The 23,910-nt window shown below is 74.0% G+C and carries 22 protein-coding genes and 1 tRNA gene; 11 read left to right on the top strand and 12 right to left on the bottom strand.

Annotated features, from left to right (window positions below):
* Positions 1 to 19 precede the first annotated feature (19 nt).
* From ACFVU9_RS04305 to mpaB, 5 genes are read right to left on the bottom strand one after another with little or no spacing between them, the layout of a single operon-like run.
* Positions 20 to 1,321, bottom strand: a complete 1,302-nt coding sequence (locus ACFVU9_RS04305; RefSeq protein WP_380440640.1) for a YcaO-like family protein — start codon at positions 1,319 to 1,321, stop codon at positions 20 to 22.
* Positions 1,318 to 2,484: an iron-containing alcohol dehydrogenase gene (locus ACFVU9_RS04300; protein WP_387589764.1), complete on the bottom strand. Its 1,167-nt coding sequence runs from the start codon at positions 2,482 to 2,484 to the stop codon at positions 1,318 to 1,320. Before ACFVU9_RS04300 ends, ACFVU9_RS04305 begins: the two co-directional genes overlap by 4 nt.
* Positions 2,481 to 3,749, bottom strand: coding sequence for a daptide-type RiPP biosynthesis aminotransferase (mpaD, locus tag ACFVU9_RS04295; protein ID WP_380440644.1), 1,269 nt, complete (start codon positions 3,747 to 3,749; stop codon positions 2,481 to 2,483). The genes ACFVU9_RS04300 and mpaD overlap by 4 nt, the downstream gene beginning before the upstream one ends.
* On the bottom strand, positions 3,746 to 4,549 hold the full coding sequence (gene mpaM, locus ACFVU9_RS04290) for a daptide-type RiPP biosynthesis methyltransferase (protein ID WP_387589760.1): 804 nt from the start codon (positions 4,547 to 4,549) through the stop codon (positions 3,746 to 3,748). The genes mpaD and mpaM overlap by 4 nt, the downstream gene beginning before the upstream one ends.
* Positions 4,546 to 5,586: a daptide biosynthesis RiPP recognition protein gene (gene mpaB, locus ACFVU9_RS04285; RefSeq protein ID WP_387589758.1), complete on the bottom strand. Its 1,041-nt coding sequence runs from the start codon at positions 5,584 to 5,586 to the stop codon at positions 4,546 to 4,548. Before mpaB ends, mpaM begins: the two co-directional genes overlap by 4 nt.
* Before the next feature lie 257 nt (positions 5,587 to 5,843).
* Here mpaB and ACFVU9_RS04280 point away from each other — a divergent pair, with 257 nt between their 5' ends.
* The 7 genes from ACFVU9_RS04280 to mpaP all read left to right on the top strand — a co-directional run bounded on the left by ACFVU9_RS04280 (position 5,844) and on the right by mpaP (position 9,925).
* Complete coding sequence (locus tag ACFVU9_RS04280; protein WP_380440650.1) at positions 5,844 to 5,993, top strand: hypothetical protein; 150 nt, start codon at positions 5,844 to 5,846, stop codon at positions 5,991 to 5,993.
* 82 nt (positions 5,994 to 6,075) lie between these two features.
* Positions 6,076 to 6,243 (top strand): hypothetical protein, encoded by a 168-nt coding sequence (locus ACFVU9_RS04275; protein ID WP_380440652.1) that lies wholly within the window; start codon positions 6,076 to 6,078, stop codon positions 6,241 to 6,243.
* A 67-nt stretch (positions 6,244 to 6,310) separates the two neighbouring features.
* Positions 6,311 to 6,469: a hypothetical protein gene (locus ACFVU9_RS04270; RefSeq protein ID WP_380497168.1), complete on the top strand. Its 159-nt coding sequence runs from the start codon at positions 6,311 to 6,313 to the stop codon at positions 6,467 to 6,469.
* A 149-nt stretch (positions 6,470 to 6,618) separates the two neighbouring features.
* Positions 6,619 to 6,777, top strand: coding sequence for a hypothetical protein (locus tag ACFVU9_RS04265; protein ID WP_380440656.1), 159 nt, complete (start codon positions 6,619 to 6,621; stop codon positions 6,775 to 6,777).
* A gap of 28 nt (positions 6,778 to 6,805) precedes the next feature.
* Positions 6,806 to 7,537, top strand: a complete 732-nt coding sequence (locus ACFVU9_RS04260) for an ABC transporter ATP-binding protein (protein WP_387589753.1) — start codon at positions 6,806 to 6,808, stop codon at positions 7,535 to 7,537.
* Complete coding sequence (locus tag ACFVU9_RS04255; protein ID WP_387589750.1) at positions 7,534 to 8,286, top strand: ABC transporter permease; 753 nt, start codon at positions 7,534 to 7,536, stop codon at positions 8,284 to 8,286. Before ACFVU9_RS04260 ends, ACFVU9_RS04255 begins: the two co-directional genes overlap by 4 nt.
* Position 8,287: 1 nt before the next feature.
* Complete coding sequence (mpaP, locus tag ACFVU9_RS04250; protein WP_387589747.1) at positions 8,288 to 9,925, top strand: daptide biosynthesis intramembrane metalloprotease; 1,638 nt, start codon at positions 8,288 to 8,290, stop codon at positions 9,923 to 9,925.
* A 24-nt stretch (positions 9,926 to 9,949) separates the two neighbouring features.
* Here mpaP and ACFVU9_RS04245 read toward each other — a convergent pair whose 3' ends face one another.
* Both ACFVU9_RS04245 and ACFVU9_RS04240 read right to left on the bottom strand, forming a co-directional pair.
* A complete protein-coding gene (locus ACFVU9_RS04245; protein ID WP_380504200.1) occupies positions 9,950 to 11,014 on the bottom strand; it encodes an alpha/beta hydrolase family protein in 1,065 nt (354 codons plus the stop codon).
* A gap of 23 nt (positions 11,015 to 11,037) precedes the next feature.
* Positions 11,038 to 11,958 (bottom strand): zinc-binding dehydrogenase, encoded by a 921-nt coding sequence (locus ACFVU9_RS04240; RefSeq protein ID WP_380504197.1) that lies wholly within the window; start codon positions 11,956 to 11,958, stop codon positions 11,038 to 11,040.
* Between the two features lie 165 nt (positions 11,959 to 12,123).
* Between ACFVU9_RS04240 and ACFVU9_RS04235 the strand changes: the two genes are divergently transcribed.
* A complete protein-coding gene (locus ACFVU9_RS04235; RefSeq protein WP_387589743.1) occupies positions 12,124 to 13,101 on the top strand; it encodes a LysR family transcriptional regulator in 978 nt (325 codons plus the stop codon).
* Between the two features lie 15 nt (positions 13,102 to 13,116).
* Here ACFVU9_RS04235 and ACFVU9_RS04230 read toward each other — a convergent pair whose 3' ends face one another.
* From ACFVU9_RS04230 to ACFVU9_RS04220, 3 genes are all read right to left on the bottom strand, one after another.
* Entirely contained in the window at positions 13,117 to 14,304 is a 1,188-nt protein-coding gene (locus tag ACFVU9_RS04230; protein WP_387589740.1) for a serine hydrolase domain-containing protein, read from the bottom strand.
* A 113-nt stretch (positions 14,305 to 14,417) separates the two neighbouring features.
* Positions 14,418 to 15,353, bottom strand: a complete 936-nt coding sequence (locus ACFVU9_RS04225; protein WP_387589737.1) for a hypothetical protein — start codon at positions 15,351 to 15,353, stop codon at positions 14,418 to 14,420.
* On the bottom strand, positions 15,350 to 15,871 hold the full coding sequence (locus tag ACFVU9_RS04220) for a SigE family RNA polymerase sigma factor (RefSeq protein WP_380440673.1): 522 nt from the start codon (positions 15,869 to 15,871) through the stop codon (positions 15,350 to 15,352). The genes ACFVU9_RS04225 and ACFVU9_RS04220 overlap by 4 nt, the downstream gene beginning before the upstream one ends.
* Before the next feature lie 199 nt (positions 15,872 to 16,070).
* On the opposite strand from ACFVU9_RS04220, the gene hrpA reads away from it, so the two are divergent.
* Positions 16,071 to 20,054, top strand: coding sequence for an ATP-dependent RNA helicase HrpA (gene hrpA / locus ACFVU9_RS04215; RefSeq protein ID WP_380504185.1), 3,984 nt, complete (start codon positions 16,071 to 16,073; stop codon positions 20,052 to 20,054).
* A 119-nt stretch (positions 20,055 to 20,173) separates the two neighbouring features.
* A tRNA-Asp gene (locus tag ACFVU9_RS04210) sits at positions 20,174 to 20,247 on the top strand.
* Positions 20,248 to 20,596: 349 nt separating this feature from the next.
* Here the strand turns inward: ACFVU9_RS04210 and bldC are convergent.
* Together bldC and ACFVU9_RS04200 are read right to left on the bottom strand one after the other, a co-directional pair.
* A complete protein-coding gene (bldC, locus tag ACFVU9_RS04205; RefSeq protein ID WP_014137253.1) occupies positions 20,597 to 20,803 on the bottom strand; it encodes a developmental transcriptional regulator BldC in 207 nt (68 codons plus the stop codon).
* 497 nt (positions 20,804 to 21,300) lie between these two features.
* Positions 21,301 to 22,209 (bottom strand): hypothetical protein, encoded by a 909-nt coding sequence (locus ACFVU9_RS04200; RefSeq protein WP_380440677.1) that lies wholly within the window; start codon positions 22,207 to 22,209, stop codon positions 21,301 to 21,303.
* Positions 22,210 to 22,407: 198 nt separating this feature from the next.
* Between ACFVU9_RS04200 and ACFVU9_RS04195 the strand changes: the two genes are divergently transcribed.
* Positions 22,408 to 23,565: a Glu/Leu/Phe/Val dehydrogenase dimerization domain-containing protein gene (locus ACFVU9_RS04195; RefSeq protein WP_380440679.1), complete on the top strand. Its 1,158-nt coding sequence runs from the start codon at positions 22,408 to 22,410 to the stop codon at positions 23,563 to 23,565.
* The last annotated feature ends 345 nt before the right edge of the window (positions 23,566 to 23,910 follow it).

Raw genomic sequence — 23,910 nt, 5'->3', positions numbered from 1 at the left:
CCCCGGGCCGGCCAAGGCGCTAGATCAGCGGATGCGGCTCCCGGCGGCCCTCGGGTGCGAGGGGTGTGAGGCCGGTCCTGGCGCCTGCGGACGCGAGCCGGCCGCGGTGCCAGTTGAAGGCGCAGGACTCGTCCAGCCGCAGGGGTTGCAGGCCCTCGGGCACGATCTTGACCGCGTGCCAGCCCATGCGGACGAGCGCCTCGGGCAGCCGGTGGGTGAGGTCGACCGCCACCGGCCGCACGCCCTGCTCCGCGAGTGCCCGCACCAGCCCGTCGACGGTGAGCCCGTCCGGTGCGGCACCCGCTCCGGCGTCGGCGAGGAGCCGCGCCTCCTCCGGGACGAACCCGGCGGCCCAGGACGCCACCGCCGCCGCGCCGTGCTCGGAGGCGAAGTACTGCGCGCGTTCGAGCTCGGTGCGCGGCTGCGCGGTCGGCGCGTCCGCGGGGTCGTTGCGGTTGACCAGGCGGAGCGCGGAACGGATCTGCATGGCTTCCTGCAGGGCCTTGCCCAGAGCGGTGCAGGCGTCCCCGGACGCGCAGGCGCCGACGGCCGCGAGCCGCCCGGGGCCGTCCGTGTCGACGATCACGGCGGTGGCGCAGTGGACGCCGGGCAGGCCGGTGGGGATCCAGGCCAGCACCGGTCGCAGTCCGGCGGCCGACGCCGCCCGGTGGGCGAGCCGGAGCCGCTGCCGGCCGGGGGTCGCCGGGCTCTGCCGCAGGACGGCCTCCGGGTCGGCCACGGGCAGCGGCAGCCGGCACTGCCAGGCGGTGATGAGCGCGTCCCGCTCGATCACCTCCAGCAGGGCCGACAGCAGGGCCTGCTCGGGGGTCGCTCCGGAGGCGGCTCCCGACGGGGACGGGTCGAAGCCCGCCGCGTCGTCCGGGTGGGCCGGGTAGTCGACCAGGCCCGCCGGGACGTGCACCCCGCCGCCGTCGACGAGCGACCGGCCCGGGTACCAGCGCAGTTCCCGGCGGGCCGCGGCCGGGTCCGCCAGCTCGGCGCCCTCCCGGGTGAAGTCCAGGGCGGAGCCCGCCAGTTCGGCCGCCGAGGCGACCGTCACCGGGTCGCCCGCCGGGTACAGGGCGAAGCGCTCCACCGCCTCGCCCGCGGCACGCACCAGGGTGTCGCCGCGCGAAGCGCCGTACGCGCCGACCACCTCGCGGGCGAGCGTGCTCCCTTCGCGGGAGGCGGCCCCGGTGCGCGCCGGGTGCAGTTCCACCAGGCCCTGCCAGAGCGGCTCGTCCGGCAAGCGGGGCGGGCGGAGCGCGCCGGCCGCGGCCAGGCCGTTGTGCGGGTCGAGCGTGGCGATGAAGTCGATCACGGGGCTGCCTCGAGGACCTCGGCGTACAGTTCGGTGAGCTCGTGGACGGTGAAGCCGGCCAGCATGGGCAGGCCGCCGCCCCAGGCGCGGGCGGCCGCCCTGGCCAGGTCGGCGGGCGCGGGCGCGGGGCCGGCGAACGCGTCGACGCCCCAGTCGGCCGCCAGCGTCCTGATGCCGTGGACGGGGTCGTCCGCCAGCCCGGGCGCTCCGGCCCTGACGGCGTCCCAGGCCTGCCGGAGCCGTTCCCGGTCGCCGAGCCTGGCGTCGCCGGCCATGATCCGGCGCCACACCACGGGCAGGACGGCGGCGGTGGCGGCCATCTTGCGCACGCCCGCGCTCGCGGACAGCTCGTTGGCCAGGAACCAGGTCTTCGCGGCGAAGGGGTCGCGGCCGACCATGCTCAGTCCGAGGACGGTCCGCGCGCTCAGCACGGCGACCTCGGCCGCCGGCCGTCCGGTGCTCCCGGCTGCCGCGAGTTCCCGCAGCAGGTCGCGGGCCTCGGTCTCGGCCGCCGCCGGGCAGCGCCTTCCGGGAATCGTCAGGTAGGCGTTGGCCATGCGCATCATCGCCTCCAGCGTCCCCTCCCGCAGGAGGGGGCCCGGGAGGGAGGCGGTCGCGACCGGGTCCAGCACCGCCGTGTCGGCGGACAGCAGCGGATGCATGACGAGCTTGCGGCGGCCCTCGACCAGCACCGTGGCGGCGCAGCTCACCTCGGCGGCGGTGCCGACGGTGGTCGGGACCGCGACGAGCTCCGGGTACGGTCCGGCGAGCGGTTCGGCCGGGCCGCCGTGCACCAGCCCGGGACGGGAGCCGCCGAGGCGGATCCGCGTCGGCGTGCCGGGGGCGGCGGTGAACAGCCGGGCCAGTGCGGCCTGGTCCAGCACTGCGCCGCCGCCGACCACGACCACGCGCTCGAACTCGCGCAGTTGCCCGGCGAGGACGACGGCGCTGTCCAGGTCGCCGGCCAGGGGGTCGACGCGGATCACCTCCCCGTCGTGGGGGAGCGATTCGGCGAGACCGGGCTGGTCGGCGTCCACGACGAGGACCGTCCGGTGGGAGCGGACCCGCCGCCACACCTCGGCCAGCGCGCCCTCGCCGAAGTGGATCTGCGTGCGCTGGCGCCAGACCGCCGGCGGCCCGGGGCGGTCGGTCCAGCCGGTCACCGGTGCCCCACCCGTCGGGAGGTCTCGGCGAGGCCCTCGGCCACCGCCTCGGCCAGGTCGGCGTGGTCCTGCTCCGTGCTGGTGAGGACCGGGATGAGCTGGACGGCGCCGGGGCCGGGGTAGACCAGGGCGCCGTGCGAGCGGATCGCCGCGATCGCGCCCTGGACGGCCCGGCCGTCCAGCGGGTCGCCGTCGGCGTCGCGCAGGTGCAGGGCGCGGAAGCAGCCGACGCCGGTGGTCCTGGCCACCAGCGGCAGCCGGTCGGTCAGTTCGGCGAGGAGCGCGTCCAGGGCGGCGGCGGTCCGTGCGCCGGCGGCCAGGGCGTCGAGCTCGTCGAACTGCCGGAGCGTGGCCGAGACCGCGGCGCAGCTGGCGGGGCTGCCGGCCTGGGTCTCGGCGTGGACCAGGATCGCGTCCCGCCGCTCGAACCCCTCGGCGACGGCGTGCGAGACGAGCACGGCCGAGGCGGCGCAGCTGCCGTTGGTCAGGCCCTTGGAGGTGAGGAGCAGGTCCGGTGCCTCGGCCCAGCGCGAGCTGGCGAACAGCGGGCCGGTCCGGCCGAAGCCGGTCGCCACCTCGTCCGCGACCAGCAGGAACCCGTGCTCGCGCCGCAGCCTGATCATGGCCTCGACGAAGGCGTCGGACAGCGGGTGCGCCCCGGACCCGAGGACCGGCTCGCACACCAGCGAGGCGACGCGGGAGCCGTGGCGGGCCATGAACCGCTCGAGTTCCTCCGGGTCCGCCGGGTCGACGTGCCGGACGTTGCGCAGGTCGACGCCGTACAGCTGCTGGTCGAGCGCCTCCCCGGTGAGGGAGTGGGCCCCGTACGTCAGCCCGTGGTAGCTGCCGCGCAGGCCGACGACGAGCTTGCGCTCCGGCTGGCCCCGGAGCACCGCGTACTGGCGGGCAAGCTTCATCGCGAGGTCGTTCGCCGCCCCGCCGGAGGTGGAGAACACGGCGCGCCGGTAGGCCGTTCCGGCGGCGGCCACCAGGTCCTCGGCGGCCCTGACCGCGTAGTCGTGCGAGTAGCGGAACAGGCTGAGGTAGGAGGCGTCCCGGCCGGTGGCGGCGATCGCGTCGCCGATCGCGTCGTTGCCGTAGCCGAGGTTGACGTTCCACAGGCCGCTGGTGGCGTCCAGCACCTCGGTGCCGTCGGCGAAGCGCAGCCGGGTGCCGCGGGCGCCGGTGGCCCGGCGGTCGACCCGGCCGAACTCGCTGGGCGGGAGCAGGAACTCCCAGAGCGGATAGGTGTTCACGGTGGTCACGCGGGCCTCCTGGCGGTCAGCACGAACAGGGGCGAGCCCTCGGCCATCCGGCGCACGGGGTGGACTTCGACGGCCGGGAACCCGGCGTCGGACAGCTCCTGCCGGAGCGTGTCCAGGTCGGGCGTGTGGACGGTGGAGGTCAGCAGCAGGGGCCGGCCCTCGCGCCCGAGGTGCAGGACGGCCACCCGGCGGCGCTGCAGGTGCGGTTCCTGGTACTCGACGAGGAAGTCCACGGCGTCGGCGGTGGTCATGGGGTGCACGGTCTCGGTGGCCGCGGCCGCCGGGGGGTGGAGGCTGAGGACGAACTCGCCCCCGGGCTCCAGGTGGTCGTGGACGCGGCGCAGGAACGCCGGTCGTACCTCGGGCGGCACCAGTCCGATGGTGGTGGTGCCGAGGACCGCGGTCCGGAAGGTCCGGCCCAGGTCCAGCTCGAACATGTCGGCCTCGACGGTCTCCAGCCGCTGCGCCAGGTGCCGGGCGGCGGGGTCGGCGAGGCGCCGGGTCAGCTCGGCGAGCAGGGAGGCGGACAGGTCCAGCGCGGTGACCCGGTGCCCTGCGGCGAGCATCGGGATGGTCAGCCGGCCGGAGCCGCAGGCGAGTTCGAGGACCGGGCCGGACACGCCGCGCAGCCGGGTAAGCAGATCGGGGATCTCGCTGGTGTCGTGGACGGTGAGCCGGTGGTACACCGGCCCGCCCAGGGGTCCGTACATGTCGGTGACGGTGAGCGAGGTGCCGAGGGCGGCGGCGATCCGGCCGGCCAGGCCGGGCAGCGCCGCCGGTTCGATGGTGCCGGCGCTCATCGGTCGCCCTCCGCACGGGCCGCCGGGCCGCTGCCGCCGAGGCGGGCGGTCAGGTCGGCGTGCAGTTCCGCCGCCCGGGACGGGGTCACCTGGAACAGCCGGGCGGCTTCGGCCGCGGCCTGCTCCGCCTCGTCCAGCACCGCGAAGACCTCCAGCAGCCGGGCGGAGTCCCGTCCGAGCCGGAACAGCCGGGAACCGTCGGCCGGCACGGCGTAGCAGGTGCCGTCGTGTTCGGCGATCAGCGGCGCGTCCACGGCCTCGACCGGCGCCGTCGGCAGCCCGGGGGTGAGGCGCACGCCGAACCCGGACACCGTCGGCTCGCCGCCGAACCGGCCGGCCAGCCGCCGGCGGACGTCGAGCGCCCGGAGGTAGCGGCCGAGCCAGGGCCGGGAGGCCGCGCCGGCCAGCAGGACGGACCGCTCCAGCACGCCGTCGAGCGTGGGATCGCCGCCGTGCGCGGCCAGGGCCATGGCCACCGCCTCCGCGCCGTCCTCCACCCGGGCCAGGTCGCTGCCGCCGATCCCGGTGCGGACCGTTCCGTCCGTCGTGACGTACAGCCGCCCGGTGCCCGGCCGGCGGGCGGGCGCCGCCAGGGCGCCGATGTCGGCCGGGTGGACGGAGGAGTGGCCGAGCGCGGCGGCCCAGACGCCGCCGTGCGCCGCCCGGTCCGCGTCGGCGAGGAACGCCGCGTGGTCCGCCTCGCCGGTGATCCGCACGACCGTCGGACCCGCGATCGACAGGTACGGCAGCGAGCAGTAGTCGAAGGTCTGCACGTAGACCTCGTCGGCCACCGACAGCTCGTCACCCGGGTGCGCCAGGCCGCCCCCGACGGAGATCCCCGGCACCCCGGTGCCACCGCCGTCGGCGTCCTCCGCGAACAGCCAGGCCCCGGGAGCGACCAGGCCGGCGGCGAGCACCGGGTCCACGTCGCCGCCCGGCTCGACCAGCACACCGCCCGGATTCCGCCGGTCCGGCGCCGTGTCGCCAGCGAACCATTCACAGAGCCGGTCCACGCCCTCGCGGAGCTTTTCCTCCACCGCTGTTCTCCCTCTCCGATTGCCGCCGGCGCCGCCTTTTCCCGGTGCGCCCGATCAGGACGAACGTACGGCCGGAAAGCCCATCGGGAACACCGTTGAACGACCCTGGAGTCGACCACAGGTATTTGTCCGCGCCTCCGCAGCGAAGAGCCGTCGGACACGTAGCGATCCCCGAAGCAAAAACCGCAAGGTGTTCCCACCGGCCGCGCCGGGGGCCAGGATTGGGAGCAACACCGCAACCGGACTGGAGGCACGGAATGCCCGCTGTCGAGTTTGAGAACCTGCCGGAATTCGACGTCGAAGAGCTGGAAATGCTCGACGCGCCGGGTTTCCTCGGCTGGGACAAGGAGACCTGGGCCGGCTTCGCGGTCGGCGCCGGCATCAGCGCGGGAATCCTCGCGACCTGACGAGCGACACCCGATGGACCACACCTGATGGACCACGCCCGATAGACCACGCCCGATAAACGACTGCCAATTGGAGAATTACATGCAGCAGAACCAGGACCAGGATCCGGCCACCCGCCCCGACTTCGCGGTCGAGCCCCTGGAGGAGCTGGACGCCCCCGGCTTCATGGACGGCCTCGGGACCGGCATCACCATCGTCGGCGGCGGCGCCGCCATCCTCGAGGCGGCCGGCGTCATCGCCCTGACCTGACCGCGGTCGACACCCGAGAAATCCCACCGATCGACCGGTCGACCGGTCAACCAGTCAAGGAGAACCAGTGAACCAGGACATCACCACCCAGCCGGAGGCCGCGGACTTCGCGGTCGAGGAGCTCGACACCCTCGCCGCCCCGGGCTGGCTGGACACCGCCCATGACGTCACGCAGATCACCGCCCTCGGTGGCGCGGCCTTCGTCATTGGCCTGAGCATCACCTGATCCACCGTAGGCTGTGGGGGCGGGCGACGGGGGCGACCCCGCGCCCGCCGCCACAGCAGGCGCTGCGAGACCGATGCACCGCCACCTCATGTCCGAAAGGAGCTGGGGGTGCTCCGGTTCCAACCATGGCGGCGCACCTCCGACCGACCATGCGAAGCTTTTACGTAAGCCTGGGCATCGTCAGCCTGGCCATACTCCTCACCAGCCTTCTCGCCCGGCACACCGACGGCCCGCTTCAGACCGGCCTCTGGGTGCTCGTCGGCGTCGAGTGCGTGGCCGCGTTGGCCGTCATGGCCCGCAGGAACTGACCGCCCGGGCTCCATCTGGAGCCACATTTTGAAGCCTCTGATCGTCTGCACAGATCTGACCAAGGAATACGGCGGATTCCGCGCCGTGGACCGGGTCTCCTTCGAGGTCACCGTCGGCAGCGTCACCGCCCTCCTCGGGCGCAACGGGTGCGGCAAGTCCACCACGCTCCGGATGCTGCTCGGGCTGACCGCCCCCACCTCCGGCAGCGCGCTGATCGACGGGGTCCCGTACCGTGAACTCCCTTGCCCCGCACGGGTCGTGGGCGCAGCGGTCACCGACGTCCCCGGACATCCCGCGCTCACCGTACGGGCCCAGCTGAGCCTGGTCGCCGAAGCCGTCGGCGCCCCGCCCGGGGCCGTCGACGAGGTCCTGCGGACGATCGACCTGGAGGAAGCCGAGTACCGCCGGATCGACGTGCTGTCCCTCGGCATGCGCCAGCGGCTCTCGCTCGGCTGCGCCCTGGTGGGCTCGCCCCGGATCCTGGTCCTGGACGAGCCCGCCAACGGCCTTGACCCGGACGGGATCCGCTGGCTGCGCGGCTTCCTGCGCTCCTTCGCCGAAGGGGGCGGCGCCGTGCTCGTCTCCAGCCACAGCCTGGACGAGGTCCAGCGCACCGCGGACCACGTGGTCGTGCTCGACCGGACGGTCCGGTACGCGGGCCCGCTGGACGGCCTGCTCGACGACGCCCACGCCAGCCTGGACGACGCGTTCCACCACCTCCTGGACGGCACCCGCGACACCGAGGGGGCCGCCGCGTGAACGCCGGACCCACCCACCCCGCCCGGTTCACCACCGTCCTGCGCACCGAGCTGCGCAAGCTGCGCGCCGGCCGCGGCCTGCTCTACACCGTCGGCACCGGCCTCGCCCTGATCGCCCTGGCCGCCATCGGCTCGGCCCGGCACGCCACCGAGGCGGCCATGCCGGCCGAGGAGGCGGCACTGGCCGTCATCCGCCAGGGCTTCGCCGGGCTGCTGTTCGCCACCATCACCGGCTCGCTCCTGGTCACCGGGGAGTACCGGCACCGCACCTGGACCCGCACCTACCTGGTCACTCCGGACCGGACGCGGGTGCTCGCCGCCAAGGCGGCGGCCTCGGTGGCCGTCGGCCTCCCGGTCGGCGTGCTGTCCGCGCTCGTGAGCACCGCCATCGCGGCCGGCTTCGGCCACGCCCCCGTCAACACCTGGGAGGTGTGGCGGCTGTTGCTGACGATCGTGCTGGTCAGCACCCTCGCCGGCCCCTGGGGGGTGGCCCTCGGCTACCTGATCCGCAACCAGGTCGCCACCGTGCTCGCCGTCGTCGCGTACACCAGCGGCATCGAGGCCGTCGTGATCGTCGCGCTCCCCGACTTCGGGCGCTTCCTGCCCGGCGGCACCCAGCTGTCCCTGCTGCACGACCCCGAGCTGACCGCGCCGCTGCCCGGCTGGGCCGCGCTGGCCCTGCTCCTCGGCTACATCGCGGCGGCCCTCCTCGGTGCGGTGTTCCGGGAGCGCACGGCGGAGCCGAACTGACATGGGGACCGCCACTGCCGCACCCGTCCCGGACGTCCCCGCCAGGCCGCAGGTGCGGCCCGGGATCGAGCTCATCGCACCGGAGAACGGCGAGCGGGCCTGGACGGCCGCCGACCACGACTCGGGCCGGTTCACCCGCCTCGGCGCCGGCGCCGCCACCCTCCTCCAGGGCCTCGACGGCACCCGTGACCTGGACCGGCTCCGGGCCGACCTGGCCCCGTCCGTCCCGGCGGAGGTGCTCGACACCGCGCTGCGCCGCTTCACCGACCTCGGGCTGCTGACCGGCACCGCCCCCGAGAGCCCGGGCAACGGCCGCTTCCAGTACCGCCGCCCGGCCGCCCTGCAGTTCACGGTGTTCCGGCGCCCGGGCTTCCTCGCTCCGGGCCGCCCGCTGCCCCGGCTGATGGCCAACCGGGTGAGCACCGCGCTGTGCGGTGCCGCCGTGTTCGCCGGGCTGGCGGTGGTCCTCTCCGGCGCCGTCCGGATCTCCGAGGCCGCCTGGCGGCCCCAGCCCTGGCAGTACTGGGCGATCGCCATGGGCGTCGTGATCGCGGTCAACGGCCTGCACGAACTCGCCCACGGCGCCTGCCTCGCCCGGTACGGCGGGCACGCCCGCCGGATCGGCGTCATGCTGCTGTACCTGACGCCGGCGATGTTCTGCGACGTCACCGACGTGTGGCGGCTGCGCGACCGCCGCCAGCGGGTCATGGTCGCGCTGGCCGGGGTCACCTGCCAGCTCGGCTGCGCGGGCGTGCTCGCGCTGGGCTCGGCGGTCACCGCCGGCGCCGCCTGCGACCTGCTCGGCGTGTGCGCGACGATGACCACGTTCGCGGGGCTGTTCAACCTGCTGCCGTTCATCAAGCTCGACGGCTACATCGCCCTCATGGCGTGGGTGGACATCCCGAACCTGCGGGAGAAGAGCATGGCCGACGTCCGTGCCCTCGCCGGCTGGGTGGCCTTCGGCGGACCCCGGCCCGCCCGCACCCTGGCCGACGGCTGGGCCGTGTACGGGGCCGTCTGCCTGCTCTTCCCCTGGTTGCTGCTCGGCAACCTGCTCATCGCCGGGCGGGCGGCCCTGATCGGCTTCGGGCCGATGGGGGCGCTGTCCTGGCTGTGCCTCCTCGCCGCGCTGGCCCTCCACATCGCGGTCCGGCTGTTCCACGCCTACCGTGCGAGCGGCGCCCGCACCCCCTTGCGCGGTCTGCTCGCCCTGGGCGCGGGCGCGGCGGTCCTCGCCGGCCTCGCACACGCCCGCCCGTACACCGAGACCGAGTACGGCGCCTACACCGTCACCGGCGACGGCGTCCGTCTGCTGCTCCCGGACGCACCGGGAGTCCGCGCCCCCCAGCCGGGTGGCGAGGTCTCCCTCATGCACCTGGGGATCCTCGGGCGACAGCCCGTCGGCACCGCGGTCACCGGAACCTCCATGGGCACGGAGACCGTCCCGGCGGAGCCCTTCCTCCCGGTCACGGGGATCCCCGGCTCGCTGTCGGCGAAGGTGTACACGCTCTCCCGCCCCACCGGCGCCGAACCGGGGGACCAGGGCATGGCGGTCGTTGCGACCGGGAGCACGGACCTCCTGACCCACCTGGCCAGGGCGGCCGTGCTCGACCCGTGGCGACTCGTGGTCGGCGGCTGACGTCGCCTCCGGGGAATCCCCGCCCTACAGACGGCCCGTGAGCCAGTCGGCCGTGGTGGGGAGCCAGTCGGGGAGGGCGGTGCCCAGCAGGTGGTTGCCGTGCGGGACGAGGAGGAGCTCGGCGGCGGGGGCCTCGGCGGCGAGGGGGGTCGCGTTGGTGACGCCCGGGATCACGTCCTCGCCGCCCTCGACGACGAGGACCGGCACGGTCAGCGCGGGCACCAGGCCCGTCACGTCCAGCCGGGCGGCGAACGCGCGGGCGGCCTCGGGGCCGCCGCAGCGCTGGACGAGGGTCGCGCGGACGAACGGGGGGAGCTCGTCCCACGCCAGCCGGTACGGGCCGCTGACCAGTGCGGCGGCCCGTACGCGCGGCTCGTGGGCGGCGGCCGTCGCCGCGTAGTAGCCGCCGAGGCTCAGGCCGACGACCGCGATCCGGTCGGGGTCCAGGCCGTCGCGGCCGGCGAGGGCGTCGATCGCGCGGCCGACGACGCGCTGGTAGTCCGGTTCGGGGACGCTGCCGGCGGCGAGGACGCCCTGGCCGGGGCCGTCGATCGCGAGGACGGCCGAGCCGCGGGCCAGCAGGGCCTCGACGACGGCGTGGAACTCCTCCTTGCCGGAGTCCATCCCCGGCACGACCAGCACGACCGGCCGGGGTGCCGCCGGGCCGCCGGACGGGCGGCGCAGCCAGCCCGCGAAGCCGTCGCCCTCGACCCGTTCCGCCGCCGGGTCGAGGTGGGCCAGCGCCCGCCGCATGGCCTCGTCCGCGTCGGCGGCGGTCCGGGCGGCGGCCTCGCGGTCGGGGTGCGGGAGCCACCCGGCGACGTGGTGCCAGCGGGCGGCCGTCCGGTACGCCTCGCCGGCGGTGACGCCCCGGCCCTCGGCGGCGGCGCGCCCGGCGGCCTCCGCGTGGCGCTGCCCGGCGGCGGCGCACGCGGCGGGCCAGTCGTGCGCGGAGGCCAGCGGGGCGGTCACCCGGTCGTAGTCGTACGGGTCGAGGCCGGCGCCGTGGGCGCGGGGGCGGCTGACCTCGACGAAGGCGGCGAGGAAGCCGGGGTCGTCGAGGAAGGAGAAGAAGGAGTCGTCGGACATCGTCGGTTCCCTTTCGGCGCGGATCAGTTGACGGTCAGGACGGCCTTGCCGCGGATGCGGCGGTCGCGCAGGTCGGTGAGGGTGGCGGCGGTCTCGGACCAGGGCGCGACCCGGCCGAGCTCGGGGGTCAGGCGGCCCTCCGCGACCAGGCGGACCAGGGTGGCGAGGTCGCGGCCGTCGGGCACGTCGGAGTCGGCGTAGTGGAAGTGCCGCAGGGTCGCGGACTCCGGGCCGGTGAAGAAGTCGAAGAAGTCGAGCGTGGCGGGCCGCCGGGAGGCCTGGCCGAACCAGATCAGGGTGCCGCGCCGGGCCAGCCGGGCGAGGGCGAGCGGCAGGGCGTCGCCGCCGGTGGACTCCAGCACCAGGTCGTACGGGCCGCGCGCCGCGCCGACCTCGTGGACCACCTCGGCCGCGCCGAGCTCGGCGAGCCGCCGGCCCCGCTCGGGGGAGGCGGCGACGACGGTCAGTTCGGCCCCGGCGGCGGAGGCCAGCTCGGTGAAGTAGTGCCCGACGCCGCCGGAGGCACCGGTCAGCAGCACCCGGCGGCCGGCCAGCGCGCCCGCCGTGCGGAGCAGGCGCAGCGCGGTGAGGCCGGCCAGCGGCAGGGCGGCGGCGCGGACGGCGTCGATGGAGTCGGGGAGCTCGGCGAGCGAGCTCGTGGGCACGCGCACGTACTCGGCCCAGCCGCCCGCGGGCGGGTGGCCGACCACGCGGCGGCACACGCCCGGCCCGGAGCCGTCGGCGGCGGCCTGGACGACCAGGCCCGCGACGTCCTTGCCCGGCCGCCAGCCCGGCTCGGGGGCCTCCAGCTTGAAGGTCTCACCCCGGTTGACCGAGAACGCCTCGACCTTGACCAGGGCCTCCCCCGGTCCCGGCTCCGGCTGCGCGACCTCCGCGAACCCGACCGGTGCGTCCGCCCGGCCGGTCGGTACCAGCGCCTTCATCCCGTTCTCCCCTCTCGGCGTAGCGTCCCGTTGACCGGCCCAGCACACCGCGGCGGCCCGGAGCCGGTCCAACAACCGCCGGGCGCCGCCGACAACGGGCGGTTGTCGTCCGGGGAACGGCGGCACCCGGCCTGAGCCGAGAGACACGCCCTAAGCTGACGCCTCATGGATCTTGATCTCGCGCAGGTGCGGGCGTTCGTGGCCGCCGCCGAGGAGGCGCACTTCGGGCGGGCGGCGGGGCGGCTCGGGGTCAGCCAGCAGGCGCTGTCGAAGCGGGTGGCCCGGCTGGAGGGCGCCCTCGGGGTGCGGCTGCTGGACCGGGACGCCCGGGGCGTGGGCCTCACCGAGGAGGGCCGGCGGTTCCTGGAGCCGGCCCGGCGGGTGCTCGACCAGGGGGACCGGGCGGTGGCGGCGGTGACGTGCGCCGCCCGGCCGCTGCGGATCGACGTCTGGGGTCACCTGTTCGCGCCGATGCGCACCGTCGCGCAGGCGCTGGACGGCGCGCCGGGGCTGGAGGTGGAGCCGGTGCCCGGCCGGGACCTGCCGTCGGTCGCGGCGGCGCTGCTGCGCGGGGAGTCGGACGCGGGCTTCGGCCGGGTGCACCCGCTGCCGGAGGGCCGGGACGCGGGGCTGACGCACCGGCTGGTGCGGCTGGAGCCGGTGGACGTGCTGCTGTCGGCCGGCCACCCGCTGGCCGGCCTGGACGTGCTGCGCCCGGCCGACCTGCGCGGCAGCGTGCTGCGCTACCCGGCGGCGGTGGACCGGCTGGACTTCCTGACCAGGTTCGCGGACCGGTTCGGCATCGAGCGGCGGGCCGGCTCGACCAACCTGGGGCTGGAGCACTTCGTCGAGCAGGTCCGCGCCGCCCCGGACTGCTTCTCCCTCGTCCCCGCCGACGTCCCGCTCCCGGACCGTCCGGGCGTGCGGACCGTCCCGCTGGTCGAGCCGACGCCGCTGTACGCGTGGTCGCTGCTCTGGCGCACCGAGGGCGGCCCGGGTGACGGCGCGGCCGCCGACCAGCACCCCCGGCTCCAGCCGCTGCTGCGGGCGTTCGCCGAGGAGGCCCGGCGCAGCAGGTGGCTGGAGTACGACCCGGCCCGCGACTGGCTGCCGGACCCGGACGAGGCCGCGCTCATCCCGTAGGACCCCCTGGCCCCGTCACGCCACCGCCTGGTACGCGAGCACCTCGAAGTCCCGTGCGACCGCGGGCGGGGTGGGGCCGTCGAACATGCGCTGGGTGAGCAGGATGCCCGTCAGCCGCTCCTTCGGGTCGTTGAACCAGGTGGTGCCGAGGCCGCCGTCCCAGCCGTAGCGGCCGGGGGTGGGCAGGCCGTCGCGGGTGGTGGCGACGGAGACGCCGAAGCCCCAGCCGGTGAGCTCGTCGCGGCCCAGCAGCGGTGCGGAGGCGGTGAGTTGGGCGGGGGTGAGCTGGTTGGTGGTCATCAGCTCGACGGTGGGGCGGGAGAGGATCCGGACGTCTCCGTGGGTGCCGCCGGCGAGGAGCATCCGGGCGAAGGCGAGGTAGTCGTCGACGGTCGAGACGAGGTCGGCGCCGCCGTCGTCGAGGGCCGCGGGCCGGGACCAGGCGCTGTCAGCGGGGTCGTCGTAGACGACGAGGCCGCGGGCGGGGTCGTGCCAGTACTCGTCGGGGAGCCGGTGCAACCGGTCGGCAGGGACGGTGAAGCCGGTGTCCCGCATGCCGAGGGGGCCGAGGACGCGCTCGCGCAGCACGTCGCCGAGGGGCTTGCCGCAGGCGCGGGCGAGCAGGATGCCGAGGACGACCGAGCCGGTGTGGTAGTGCCAGCCGGCCCCGGGCTGGTGCAGCAGCGGCAACTCGCCGAGCCGGCGCAGGAATTCGTCCGGCGCTGGGTAGTCGGCGCGCGGCGGCAGGACGTTGACGCCGCGTTCGGCCATGGCGGCGGCGATCGGGGCGCCGCTCGGCGTGGTGAGTCCGTAGCCGAGCCGGAAGGTGAGCAGGTCGCGCAGGCTGATCGGGCGGGCGGCGGGCTCGGTGTCGTCGAGCGGGCCGTCCGGCCGGCGCAGCACGCGCCGGCCGGCGAGTTCGGGCAGCAGGTCGTCGAGCGGGTCGTCGAGGCGCAGGACGCACTCCTCGACCAGGGTGAGCGCGGCCACGGCGGTGACGGGCTTGCTCATGGACGCGATGCGGAAGATCGTGTCGCGCCGCACCGGCGCGCCGCCCCCGGCCGTGTGGCTGCCGAGGACCTCGACGTGCTCGTCGCCGTCCCGGGCGACGGCCGCCACCAGGCCGGGCACGGCACCGCGTTCGACGTGCCCGGCCAGCACCCGGTGCAGGCGCTCCAGCCGTTCCTTCGACAACCCGCTCATCGTCCACCGCCCTTCCGGACCGCTGACGGCCCGTCGATCGACTCGTCCGGCACCACGATGGCGCACGGCGGCGACGATCGGGGCGGAACGGGGCGGGAAGGGGCTGCCGCGGCTCAGTTGGTGCGGAGCCAGTGGTCGGTGGTCCGCAGCACCGAACCGTCCGCGGCGTAGGTGGTGAAGGTCTTGACGCCGGAGCCCGGCTTCGCCATGAGACCGAACCAGCGCAGCGTGGAGTCCCCGGCCGCGACCGGCACCGCCTCGGTGGAGCCGCCGGTCGCCCAGGTGATCACGACCTTCGCCACCTCGGGCCCGACGCCGCCGGCCACCACCGGCGGGAGGCCGGACTCCGCCGCGTCCTTGAGGCCCAGCGACGTGCTCACGCCGGCGACTCCTCCCTTGTACGGTCCGCCCGGCTCGTTGACCACGTGGACGGAGTCGTCCGGCTGCCGCTTGCCGTCCACGGTGTAGTAGAGGTTCGCCAGGTCGTTGTGCGGGGCCCAGTTGCCGGCCGCGTCCTGCGGGAGCAGCGAGCGCGGGTCCGGGTCGGCGGCGGTCCGTTCCTTCCGCATCGTCTCGATCTGCCGGAGGGCGTCCTGCTCGGTGGCCGGGCCGGGCCACTCGGCGACCCAGGCCTGCCAGGTGTGGCCGTTCGCGCTGCCCTCGCCGATCTTGACGCGGATCGGGGTGAACGGGTCCCGCGCGGCCCCGGCCGGGCTGCCCGGGGCGGACGGCGTACCCGACGAAGCCGGGGAGGCGGAGGGAGCGGCAGCCCTGGAAGGAGCCGCCGCCACCGCGGCGCCCCCCGTCCCCGGCCCGTGGCCGCCGAACGCCGAGGCGACCCCGGCCACCGCGACGACCGCCGCCGCGGCCGCCGCCCCGGCCAGCAGCCGACGGCACCGCAGCCGACGCCTCCCGCCGGCGACCAGCCGGTCGTACGGCACCGCGTCGGCCTCGATGCTCCCGGCCAGGTCGCCCAGCGCCCACGAGGCGGCGGCCTCCTCCGCCGCCGTCGGCGCGTGCTCGTTCCCGGGCATGGACTCCGTGCTCATCTGCTACCTCCGATGGTGGTCAGTCCGTCCAGCGAGGAGGACTCCCGGAGCTTGGCCAGCCCCCTGGCCGCCTGGCTCTTCACGTTCCCGACCGAGCAGTCCATCGCCGCCGCGGTCTGGGACTCGCTGAGGTCCTCCCAGTACCGCAGCACCACCGCCTCGCGCTGGCGCGGCGGCAGGGCGGCGAGCGCGGCGAGCAGCACGGCCCGGTCGTCCGGGTCGGCCCCGGCCGGGGCGGGCCGGTCGGGCGGGGCCTCGACCAGGTACTCGGCCGGTCTGCGCCGCCGCCACCGCCGGGCGTGCTCGTTGACCAGGATCCGGCGCACGTACGCGTTCGGGTCGTCCGCCGCGCGGACCTTGTTCCAGTGCACGTACGCGCGCTCCAGCGCCTGCTGGACCAGGTCCTCGGCGCCGTGCCGGTCCCCCGCCAGCAAGTACGCCGTGCGCAGCAGCCGCGTCCACGCGCTGCCGGTGAACGCGCGGAACTCGTCGTCCCGCGCGGCCTTGTGGGCTCCCATGAGCACCTCCTCACCCCACCTGAGTCCGGGGCGCCCGGAAACCGTTGCCCGCACCCGCCCGAAATCCTCCGGGCCCGCCGTGGCGTTTCCGCACCGATCCGGCCACCCGCCGTTCGCGGATCGCCACCGGCGACTGTGACACTGGAGGGGCTCGAAAACCGAGGTGCGCGCCGCCGTGCCTCCTTGCGAACCTAGAGGGATGCCCGCAGTGAGTTCTCCCGCAGTCCAGTCCGCCGCCGCTCCCGCGGAGGGCCCCGGTATCGGCGAGCTGGCCGCCCGCCTGCCCGAGCTGACCCTGCGCGACGAGGTGCGGATCGGACGCCGGCTGGAGGGGGCCCGCCGGGTCCGCAAACCCGAGGCCCGGCAGAAGATCGCCACCGAGATCGCCGCCGACATCGAACGCGCCGAGCTGCTGGTCGAGCAGCGCCGGGGCGCCGTCCCGAAGATCACCTATCCCGCCGAGCTCCCGGTCAGCCAGAAGAAGGACGAGATCCTGGCGGCGATCCGGGACCACCAGGTGGTGATCGTCGCGGGCGAGACCGGCTCCGGCAAGACCACCCAGATCCCGAAGATCTGCCTGGAGCTCGGCCGGGGCGTGCGCGGCCTGGTGGGCCACACCCAGCCCCGCCGGATCGCGGCCCGCACGGTGGCCGAGCGCGTCGCGGAGGAGCTGCGCAGCCCGCTCGGCGAGGCCGTCGGCTGGAAGGTCCGCTTCACCGACCAGGTCGGCCAGGACACCCTGGTCAAGCTGATGACGGACGGCATCCTGCTCGCCGAGATCCAGACCGACCGGGACCTGCACCAGTACGACACCCTGATCATCGACGAGGCGCACGAACGCAGCCTCAACATCGACTTCATCCTCGGCTACGTCAAGCAGCTGCTGCCGCGCCGCCCGGACCTCAAGGTCGTGATCACCTCCGCGACCATCGACCCCGAGCGCTTCGCCCGGCACTTCAACGACGCCCCGATCATCGAGGTCTCCGGCCGGACCTACCCCGTGGAGGTCCGCTACCGCCCGATCCTCGACGAGGACGCCGAGGACGACTCCACCGACGCCGACCGCGACCGGGACCAGATCCAGGCGATCTGCGAGGCCGCCCAGGAGCTCCAGGCCGAGGGGCCGGGCGACATCCTGGTCTTCCTCTCCGGCGAGCGCGAGATCCGCGACACCGCCGACGCGCTCACCCGCCTGAAGCTGAAGTCCACCGAGATCCTGCCGCTCTACGCCCGGCTGAGCTCGGCCGAGCAGCACCGGGTGTTCCAGCGCTCCGGCAGCCGCCGGATCGTGCTGGCCACCAACGTCGCCGAGACCTCGCTGACCGTCCCCGGCATCAAGTACGTGATCGACCCGGGCACCGCCCGCATCTCCCGCTACAGCCACCGCACCAAGGTGCAGCGGCTGCCGATCGAGGCGGTCAGCCAGGCCAGCGCCAACCAGCGCAAGGGCCGCTGCGGGCGCACCTCGGACGGCATCTGCATCCGGCTGTACTCGGAGGAGGACTTCCTCTCCCGGCCGGAGTTCACCGACGCCGAGATCCTGCGCACCAACCTGGCCTCGGTCATCCTGCAGATGACGGCCGCCGGCCTCGGCGACATCGCCGCGTTCCCGTTCCTGGACCCGCCGGACTCGCGCAACATCAAGGACGGCGTGCACCTGCTGCACGAGCTCGGCGCCCTGGACCCGGACGAGAAGGACCCGCGCAAGCGCCTCACCGCGCTCGGCCGCAAGCTGGCGCAGCTCCCGGTGGACCCGCGGATGGCCCGCATGGTGCTGGAGGCGGACAAGAACGGCTGCGTGCGCGACGTCATGGTGATCGCCGCCGCGCTGTCCATCCAGGACCCGCGCGAGCGCCCCACCGAGAAGCGCCAGGCCGCCGACGACCGGCACCGCCGGTTCACCTCGGAGACCTCCGACTTCCTCTCCTACCTGGCGATGTGGCGCTACGTCCGGGAGCAGCAGAAGGAGCTCTCGTCCTCGGCCTTCCGCCGCATGTGCAAGGCGGAGTTCCTCAACTACCTGCGCATACGGGAGTGGCAGGACATCTACACCCAGCTGCGCACGGTGGCGAAGCAGTTGGGGGTGACGATCGAGGAGCCGCATCCGGACGCCGAGCCGGACGCGGACCGGATCCACCAGTCGCTGCTCGCCGGGCTGCTCTCCCACATCGGCTTGTTCGACGTGGAGAAGCGCGAGTACGGCGGCGCGCGCGGCGCCCGGTTCGCGGTCTTCCCTGGCTCCGGCCTGTTCAAGAAGCCGCCGCGCTGGGTGATGTCGGCCGAGCTGGTCGAGACGTCCAGGCTGTGGGCGAGGATCAACGCGAAGATCGAGCCGGAGTGGGTCGAGCCGCTGGCCGGCCACCTGCTCAAGCGCAGCTACAGCGAGCCGCACTGGGAGAAGAAGGCCGGCGCCGTCCTCGGCTACGAGCGGGTGACGCTCTACGGGATGCCGATCGTCGCCCAGCGCAAGATCAACTACGGGAAGATCGACCCGGAGCTGTGCCGCGAGCTGTTCATCCGCAACGCGCTGGTGGAGGGCGACTGGGAGACCCACCACAAGTTCTTCGCGGAGAACCGCAGGCTGCTCGGCGAGGTCGAGGAGCTGGAGAACCGGGCCCGCCGGCGCGACATCCTGGTCGACGACCAGACCCTCTTCGACTTCTACGACGCCCGGCTGCCCGAGGACGTCGTCTCCACCCGGCACTTCGACGCGTGGTGGAAGAAGGCCCGGCACGAGCAGCCGGACCTGCTCAGCTTCGAGAAGTCGATGCTGATCAACGACGCCGCGGACGGCGTCACCGAGGCCGACTACCCGGACCACTGGCAGCAGGGCAAGCTCCGCTTCACTCTGACCTACCAGTTCGAACCGGGCAGCGACGCGGACGGCGTGACCGTCCACATCCCGCTGCCGGTGCTCAACCAGGTCACCGCGGAGGGCTTCGACTGGCAGATCCCGGGCCTGCGCGAGGAGCTCGTCACCGCGTGGATCAAGTCGCTGCCGAAGGCGGTCCGGCGCAACTTCGTGCCCGCGCCGGACTTCGCCAAGGCCGCGCTGCGCGCGGTGAAGGACCGCCAGGAGCCGTTGCTCCCGTCCCTGGAGCACGCGCTCAAGCGCCTGACGGCCGTGACCGTCCCGCCGGAGGCCTGGGACGACGACCGGGTGCCGGACCACCTCAAGGTCACCTTCCGGGTCGTGGACGGCCGCCGCAAGCTCGCCGAGTCCAAGGACCTGGAGGAACTGCGGCTGCGGCTCAAGCCGAAGCTCAAGGAGACGCTGTCCTCGGCGGCCTCCGGCCAGGGCATCGAGCAGGGCGGGCTGACCGCCTGGCCGGCCGGCCTGCCGGTGCTCCAGCGCACGTTCGAGCAGCGGTCGCGCGGCCACTCGCTGCGCGCCTACCCGGCGCTGGTGGACGAGGGGCAGTCGGTCGGCGTGAAGCTGTTCGACACCCCGGAGGCCCAAGCGCGGGCGATGTGGGACGGCACCAGGCGGCTGCTGATGCTGACCACCAACTCGCCCGCCAAGTCGATCCAGGGCCGCCTGGGCAACCAGGCCAAGCTGGCGCTCTCGCACAGCCCGCACGGCTCGATCACCGCCCTGTTCGAGGACGTGGTGGCCTGCGCGACGGACCGCCTGATGACCCTGGGCGGCGGCCCGGCCTGGGACGAGGCGGCCTTCGGCAAGCTGCACGACAAGGTGCGCGCGGACCTGTACGACCTGTCCGCGGACGCCACGCTGAAGACGGCCACCGCGCTGATCGCCTTCCACAAGGCCTCGACCCGGCTGCGGACGGTCGGCAGCCCGGTGCTGCTGAACGCGGTGAACGACGTCCGGCTGCACCTGGCCTCGCTCGTCCACCCGGGCTTCGTGACGGACACCGGCTGGCAGCGCCTGCCGGACCTCAAGCGCTACCTGCTGGCGGTGGACCGCCGGCTGGAGGCGCTGCCCAACCACCCGCAGCGGGACGCCCAGCAGCTGCTGAAGGTCCAGCAGGTGCAGCAGGCCTACGGGGAGCTGCTGGCGGCCGTCCCGGCCGGGCGGCAGCCGTCCGCGGAGGTGCGGGCCATCCGCTGGATGATCGAGGAGCTGCGGGTCAGCTTCTTCGCGCAGTCGCTGGGCACGCCGACCCCGGTGTCGGAGAAGCGGATCATGAAGGCGATGGAGGCGGCGCGGGCCGCGCTCTGAGTTCCCGCCGGTGGCCGGGGGTGGGCCCTCAGGAGCCAGTTCGACCTGGGGGCCCACCATGGGCTACGATCTGTCTTGTTCGCAGCGCGGCAAGCGAGTGAACGAGATCAGAAAACTCTGGTCCCGTGGAGCAGTTGGTTAGCTCGCCACCCTGTCAAGGTGGAGGTCGCGGGTTCAAGTCCCGTCGGGATCGCCGCAGTGCGAGAGGCCCGGAACCGTTCAGGTTCCGGGCCTCTCGCGTTTTGGGCGCACGACCCCTTACCCCGCACTTGGTCTGGACCACAAGTGACGGAGCGCGTGACGGTCGTCACTTACGTTTTCCCCACAACCGGCGCGGCACGACCTCGCTCGGAAGCCACTAATTTAATATGTAAAATTGTACAGTTATTCACTGTAAATCCCCCCCGCCCCATGGGCATCAAATCGTTATCCGGAGTTCAACATTCCGACAGATCGGCGACCGGCCCCGGGCATGGCAAAGGGGCTGCTTACCGGACCCGGCGGAGTCCGGTAAGCAGCCCCTTTAAAGAGCCTTCGGCCTATCAGGCCTCGGTGCGCTGGGCGGGAATCCCGGCCAGCAGTGCGCGCACCTCCGCCTCGCGGTAACGGCGGTGACCGCCGAGCGTGCGAATCGACGTCAGCTTGCCCGCCTTGGCCCAGCGGGTGACCGTCTTCGGGTCCACGCGGAACATGGTGGCAACCTCTGCCGGCGTCAGCAGCGGCTCAGCATCAGGGGTACGAGCGGTCATGAGCGGCCTCCTCGGGAGAACCGAACCAGGGCGGTTCTATCCTTCAAATTCTGCACCTTGGCCCGCGATGCCCGAAATGGCATAGACGGGCCGAGTCGGTTATAGGACGAACGGCTTGTCCTGGTGTCTACAACTACACCATCCGTCCAGCCCTATCGACCAAACCGCCAAAATTGACCCCTCACGGGTTCAAGGCCGACGGATGGCGATGGACCACCCCATAACGGACAGTCACACGCCAGTGACATCCGGTTACGAGGGGACCAGACCCTCCGTTTCCCCGCAAAGCGCGCATCGACTCCAGAACCACCCAAAAGTGGGCACGCTCGCGTGGAGTTGGGCTGGTTGTCCCATTTTTGCACATAGGGGTAAGTTCGCGTCAACGGTGAGTAGTGTCACGTTCGACAGGTATTGACCCGAACCGGGACCTTCGTCATGCGGCTCGGGCCGAAGGACCCTTCCAGTCATACACGGGCGCTCGGACGCCAGTTCGCCCGCTAGTTCGCGTACCGCAGCGCCAGGACGCGCCGCCAGCGCACCGTCAGCTCCCCGTACACCCGCAGCGCCTCCGCGTCGTCCCCCGCCCGCAGCGCCCGCAGGCCGTCCTCCAGCTCCCCCGCCGAACGGTCCGCCAACAACCGCTCCGGTCCCAGCAGATGCACCAGCCCCCCGTAGTCCAGCTCCACCAGCGAACGCGGATGGAACTCCTCCAGCCACCGCCCGACCTGCTCGGCCCCCCGCACCAGCTCCCCCTCCGGAACCGCCTCGCGCAACGCCCGGTAGGCCCGGGCCACCCGTCGGCGCGCCTGCGACATCGGCGTCAAGTAGAACAGCGCCGGCGCCCGGTGCCCCGCCCCCTCCCCCTTATCCCCCGCTTCCGCCGGAACGAAGCAGCGGTCCTCCTCCCCGAACGGCAGGAACCACCGCACCGGCACCTCCCACCGGCTGGTGAGGATCCACGGCCGGGCGTCCGGGTGCTCGGCCCGCCAGCGCTCCCGGTCCGCCTCCGCGGCGGCCCGCGCCACCGGCGGCAGCGCGGTGTCCAGCAGCGCCACCGGGGTCCCCGCCCGCAGCTCCTCCAGCGCCTGCCAGCTGCGCAGCCTGGTCGCCCACGGACAGACGTAGAGGACGCCGTCCACCAGCCGCACGAAGGCCCGCTCGCTCTCGCGCTCGGGCAGTGCCCGGGGCGTGCGCCCGACCAGCCCGGCGAGCGCCTCGCGCTGCTCCGCCAACACCGCCTCGGCCACCGGCCGGGCGGCCTCCGCGGCGTCCGGACCGTGCTGCGCCGCGTACGCCTGCCAACGCGCCCGCTCGGGCTCCGGATAGGCGGCCAGCGGCTCGTAGACCCGCAGGTGGGCGGCGTACGGCGGCTGTACGGAAGTACGGACGACGGTCACGTCCTGCATGGTCGCACGCGGGGCGCGGCGCCGGGAGGGCGCGCCCCCGAACGGTTCGCGCCCGCACTCCGGGGGCCCTCTCGTCTCACCCCTCGGACAACCGGCACAAGCTCGGACAAGAGGGCCGATCGTCGACGGGCACGCGACTACGCTTCGCCTTAGGCGCCCGCACCACAGCAGCGGGCCTTCGATACTGGAGTCACCACAGTGACCGACGTACAGACATCCGCCACGCACCCCGCACCCGGCGTGCTCAGCAGGATCTTCCGTACCGAGCAGGACGGCGCCCCCGGCGACGGCCACGAGCAGGTCGTCCTCTGCCACGACCGCAGCTCCGGGCTCAAGGCGATCATCGCCATCCACTCCACCGCGCTGGGCCCCGCCCTCGGCGGCACCCGCTTCTTCCCGTACGCCTCCGAGGAGGCGGCCCTGGAGGACGCGCTGAACCTGTCCCGCGGGATGTCCTACAAGAACGCGCTCGCCGGGCTCGACCTCGGCGGCGGCAAGGCCGTCATCATCGGCGACCCGAACAAGGACAAGAACGAGGCGATGCTCCGGGCCTACGGCCGCTTCGTCGAGTCCCTGCGCGGCCGCTACATCACCGCCTGCGACGTGGGCACCTACGTGCAGGACATGGACGTCATCGCCCGCGAGACCGGCTTCGTGACGGGCCGCTCGCCCGAGCACGGCGGCGCCGGCGACTCCTCCATCCTGACCGCCTTCGGCGTCTTCCAGGGCATGCGCGCCAGCGCCCAGGCCCGCTGGGGCCAGCCGACCCTGCGCGGCAAGCGGGTCGGCGTCGCGGGCGTCGGCAAGGTCGGCCACTACTTGGTCGGCCACCTCGTCGCGGACGGCGCCACCGTGGTCGTCACCGACCCGTTCGAGGCCGCGGTCAACCGCGTCCGCGCCGCCCACCCGGAGGTGGAGGTCGTCGCCGACACCACCGCCCTGCTCCAGGCGAAGCTGGACGTCTACGCCCCCTGCGCGCTCGGCGGCGCCCTGACCGACGACGTCGTCGCCGCGCTCGGCGAGTCCGGCACCTCGATCGTCTGCGGCGCGGCCAACAACCAGCTGTCCCACGCGGGCGTCGAGAAGGACCTCGCCGACCGCGGGATCCTCTACGCCCCGGACTACCTGGTGAACTCCGGCGGCGTCATCCAGGTCGCCGACGAGATCGACGGCTTCAACTTCGAGCGGGCCAAGAACAAGGCCACGAAGATCTTCGACACCACCCTGGAGATCTTCACCCGGGCCGCCGCCGACGGCGTCCCGCCGGCGGTCGCCGCCGACCGCCTGGCCGAGAAGCGGATGCGCGAGATCAGCGCGCTGCGCACGGTCCTGCTCCCGGGCGCCCGCCGCGCCTGATCCGGCCCCGTCCGGAGCCGATCCGGTCACTCCGTGCGCGGGGGACGGTCCTCCTCCGTCCCCCGCGCATCACGATGTGGAACCGGATTCTCACTTCTGCGCCCGAACGGGTGATCCGAGGTCCCCCTTGGGGGGATAATCGATCCCGGAACGACGGACCTCAGACACCTCCGGACAGCGCGCAAACCGCCGCAAAACCTCCCTTGACCTGGGAAGACCTGGTCGCGGGTGCGGTCGGTGCGCGCCACGTCACACCGACGACGTACCGTCCAGCGGCGGAAACAGGTACCGTTAATGCTCCAAGGGACGGTCCTCCCCATTCGGGCAGGCCGGTCCTGATCATGA

The organism is Kitasatospora sp. NPDC057936 (genome assembly GCF_042887525.1).
GTDB lineage: Bacteria > Actinomycetota > Actinomycetes > Streptomycetales > Streptomycetaceae > Kitasatospora.
Note: the sequence above shows the minus strand (reverse complement) of the source record. Positions and strands in the feature narration are given on the sequence as shown.

What these genes read in the sequence shown, in the direction of transcription:
- mpaM (WP_387589760.1), bottom strand. Translation starts at nt 4,549, where the DNA reads ATGAGCGCCGGCACCATCGAACCGGCGGCGCTGCCCGGCCTGGCCGGC.
- ACFVU9_RS04280 (WP_380440650.1), top strand. Translation starts at nt 5,844, where the DNA reads ATGCCCGCTGTCGAGTTTGAGAACCTGCCGGAATTCGACGTCGAAGAG.
- ACFVU9_RS04275 (WP_380440652.1), top strand. Translation starts at nt 6,076, where the DNA reads ATGCAGCAGAACCAGGACCAGGATCCGGCCACCCGCCCCGACTTCGCG.
- ACFVU9_RS04265 (WP_380440656.1), top strand. Translation starts at nt 6,619, where the DNA reads ATGCGAAGCTTTTACGTAAGCCTGGGCATCGTCAGCCTGGCCATACTC.
- mpaP (WP_387589747.1), top strand. Translation starts at nt 8,288, where the DNA reads ATGGGGACCGCCACTGCCGCACCCGTCCCGGACGTCCCCGCCAGGCCG.
- ACFVU9_RS04245 (WP_380504200.1), bottom strand. Translation starts at nt 11,014, where the DNA reads ATGTCCGACGACTCCTTCTTCTCCTTCCTCGACGACCCCGGCTTCCTC.
- ACFVU9_RS04240 (WP_380504197.1), bottom strand. Translation starts at nt 11,958, where the DNA reads ATGAAGGCGCTGGTACCGACCGGCCGGGCGGACGCACCGGTCGGGTTC.
- ACFVU9_RS04235 (WP_387589743.1), top strand. Translation starts at nt 12,124, where the DNA reads ATGGATCTTGATCTCGCGCAGGTGCGGGCGTTCGTGGCCGCCGCCGAG.
- ACFVU9_RS04230 (WP_387589740.1), bottom strand. Translation starts at nt 14,304, where the DNA reads ATGAGCGGGTTGTCGAAGGAACGGCTGGAGCGCCTGCACCGGGTGCTG.
- ACFVU9_RS04225 (WP_387589737.1), bottom strand. Translation starts at nt 15,353, where the DNA reads ATGAGCACGGAGTCCATGCCCGGGAACGAGCACGCGCCGACGGCGGCG.
- ACFVU9_RS04220 (WP_380440673.1), bottom strand. Translation starts at nt 15,871, where the DNA reads ATGGGAGCCCACAAGGCCGCGCGGGACGACGAGTTCCGCGCGTTCACC.
- hrpA (WP_380504185.1), top strand. Translation starts at nt 16,071, where the DNA reads ATGCCCGCAGTGAGTTCTCCCGCAGTCCAGTCCGCCGCCGCTCCCGCG.
- bldC (WP_014137253.1), bottom strand. Translation starts at nt 20,803, where the DNA reads ATGACCGCTCGTACCCCTGATGCTGAGCCGCTGCTGACGCCGGCAGAG.
- ACFVU9_RS04200 (WP_380440677.1), bottom strand. Translation starts at nt 22,209, where the DNA reads ATGCAGGACGTGACCGTCGTCCGTACTTCCGTACAGCCGCCGTACGCC.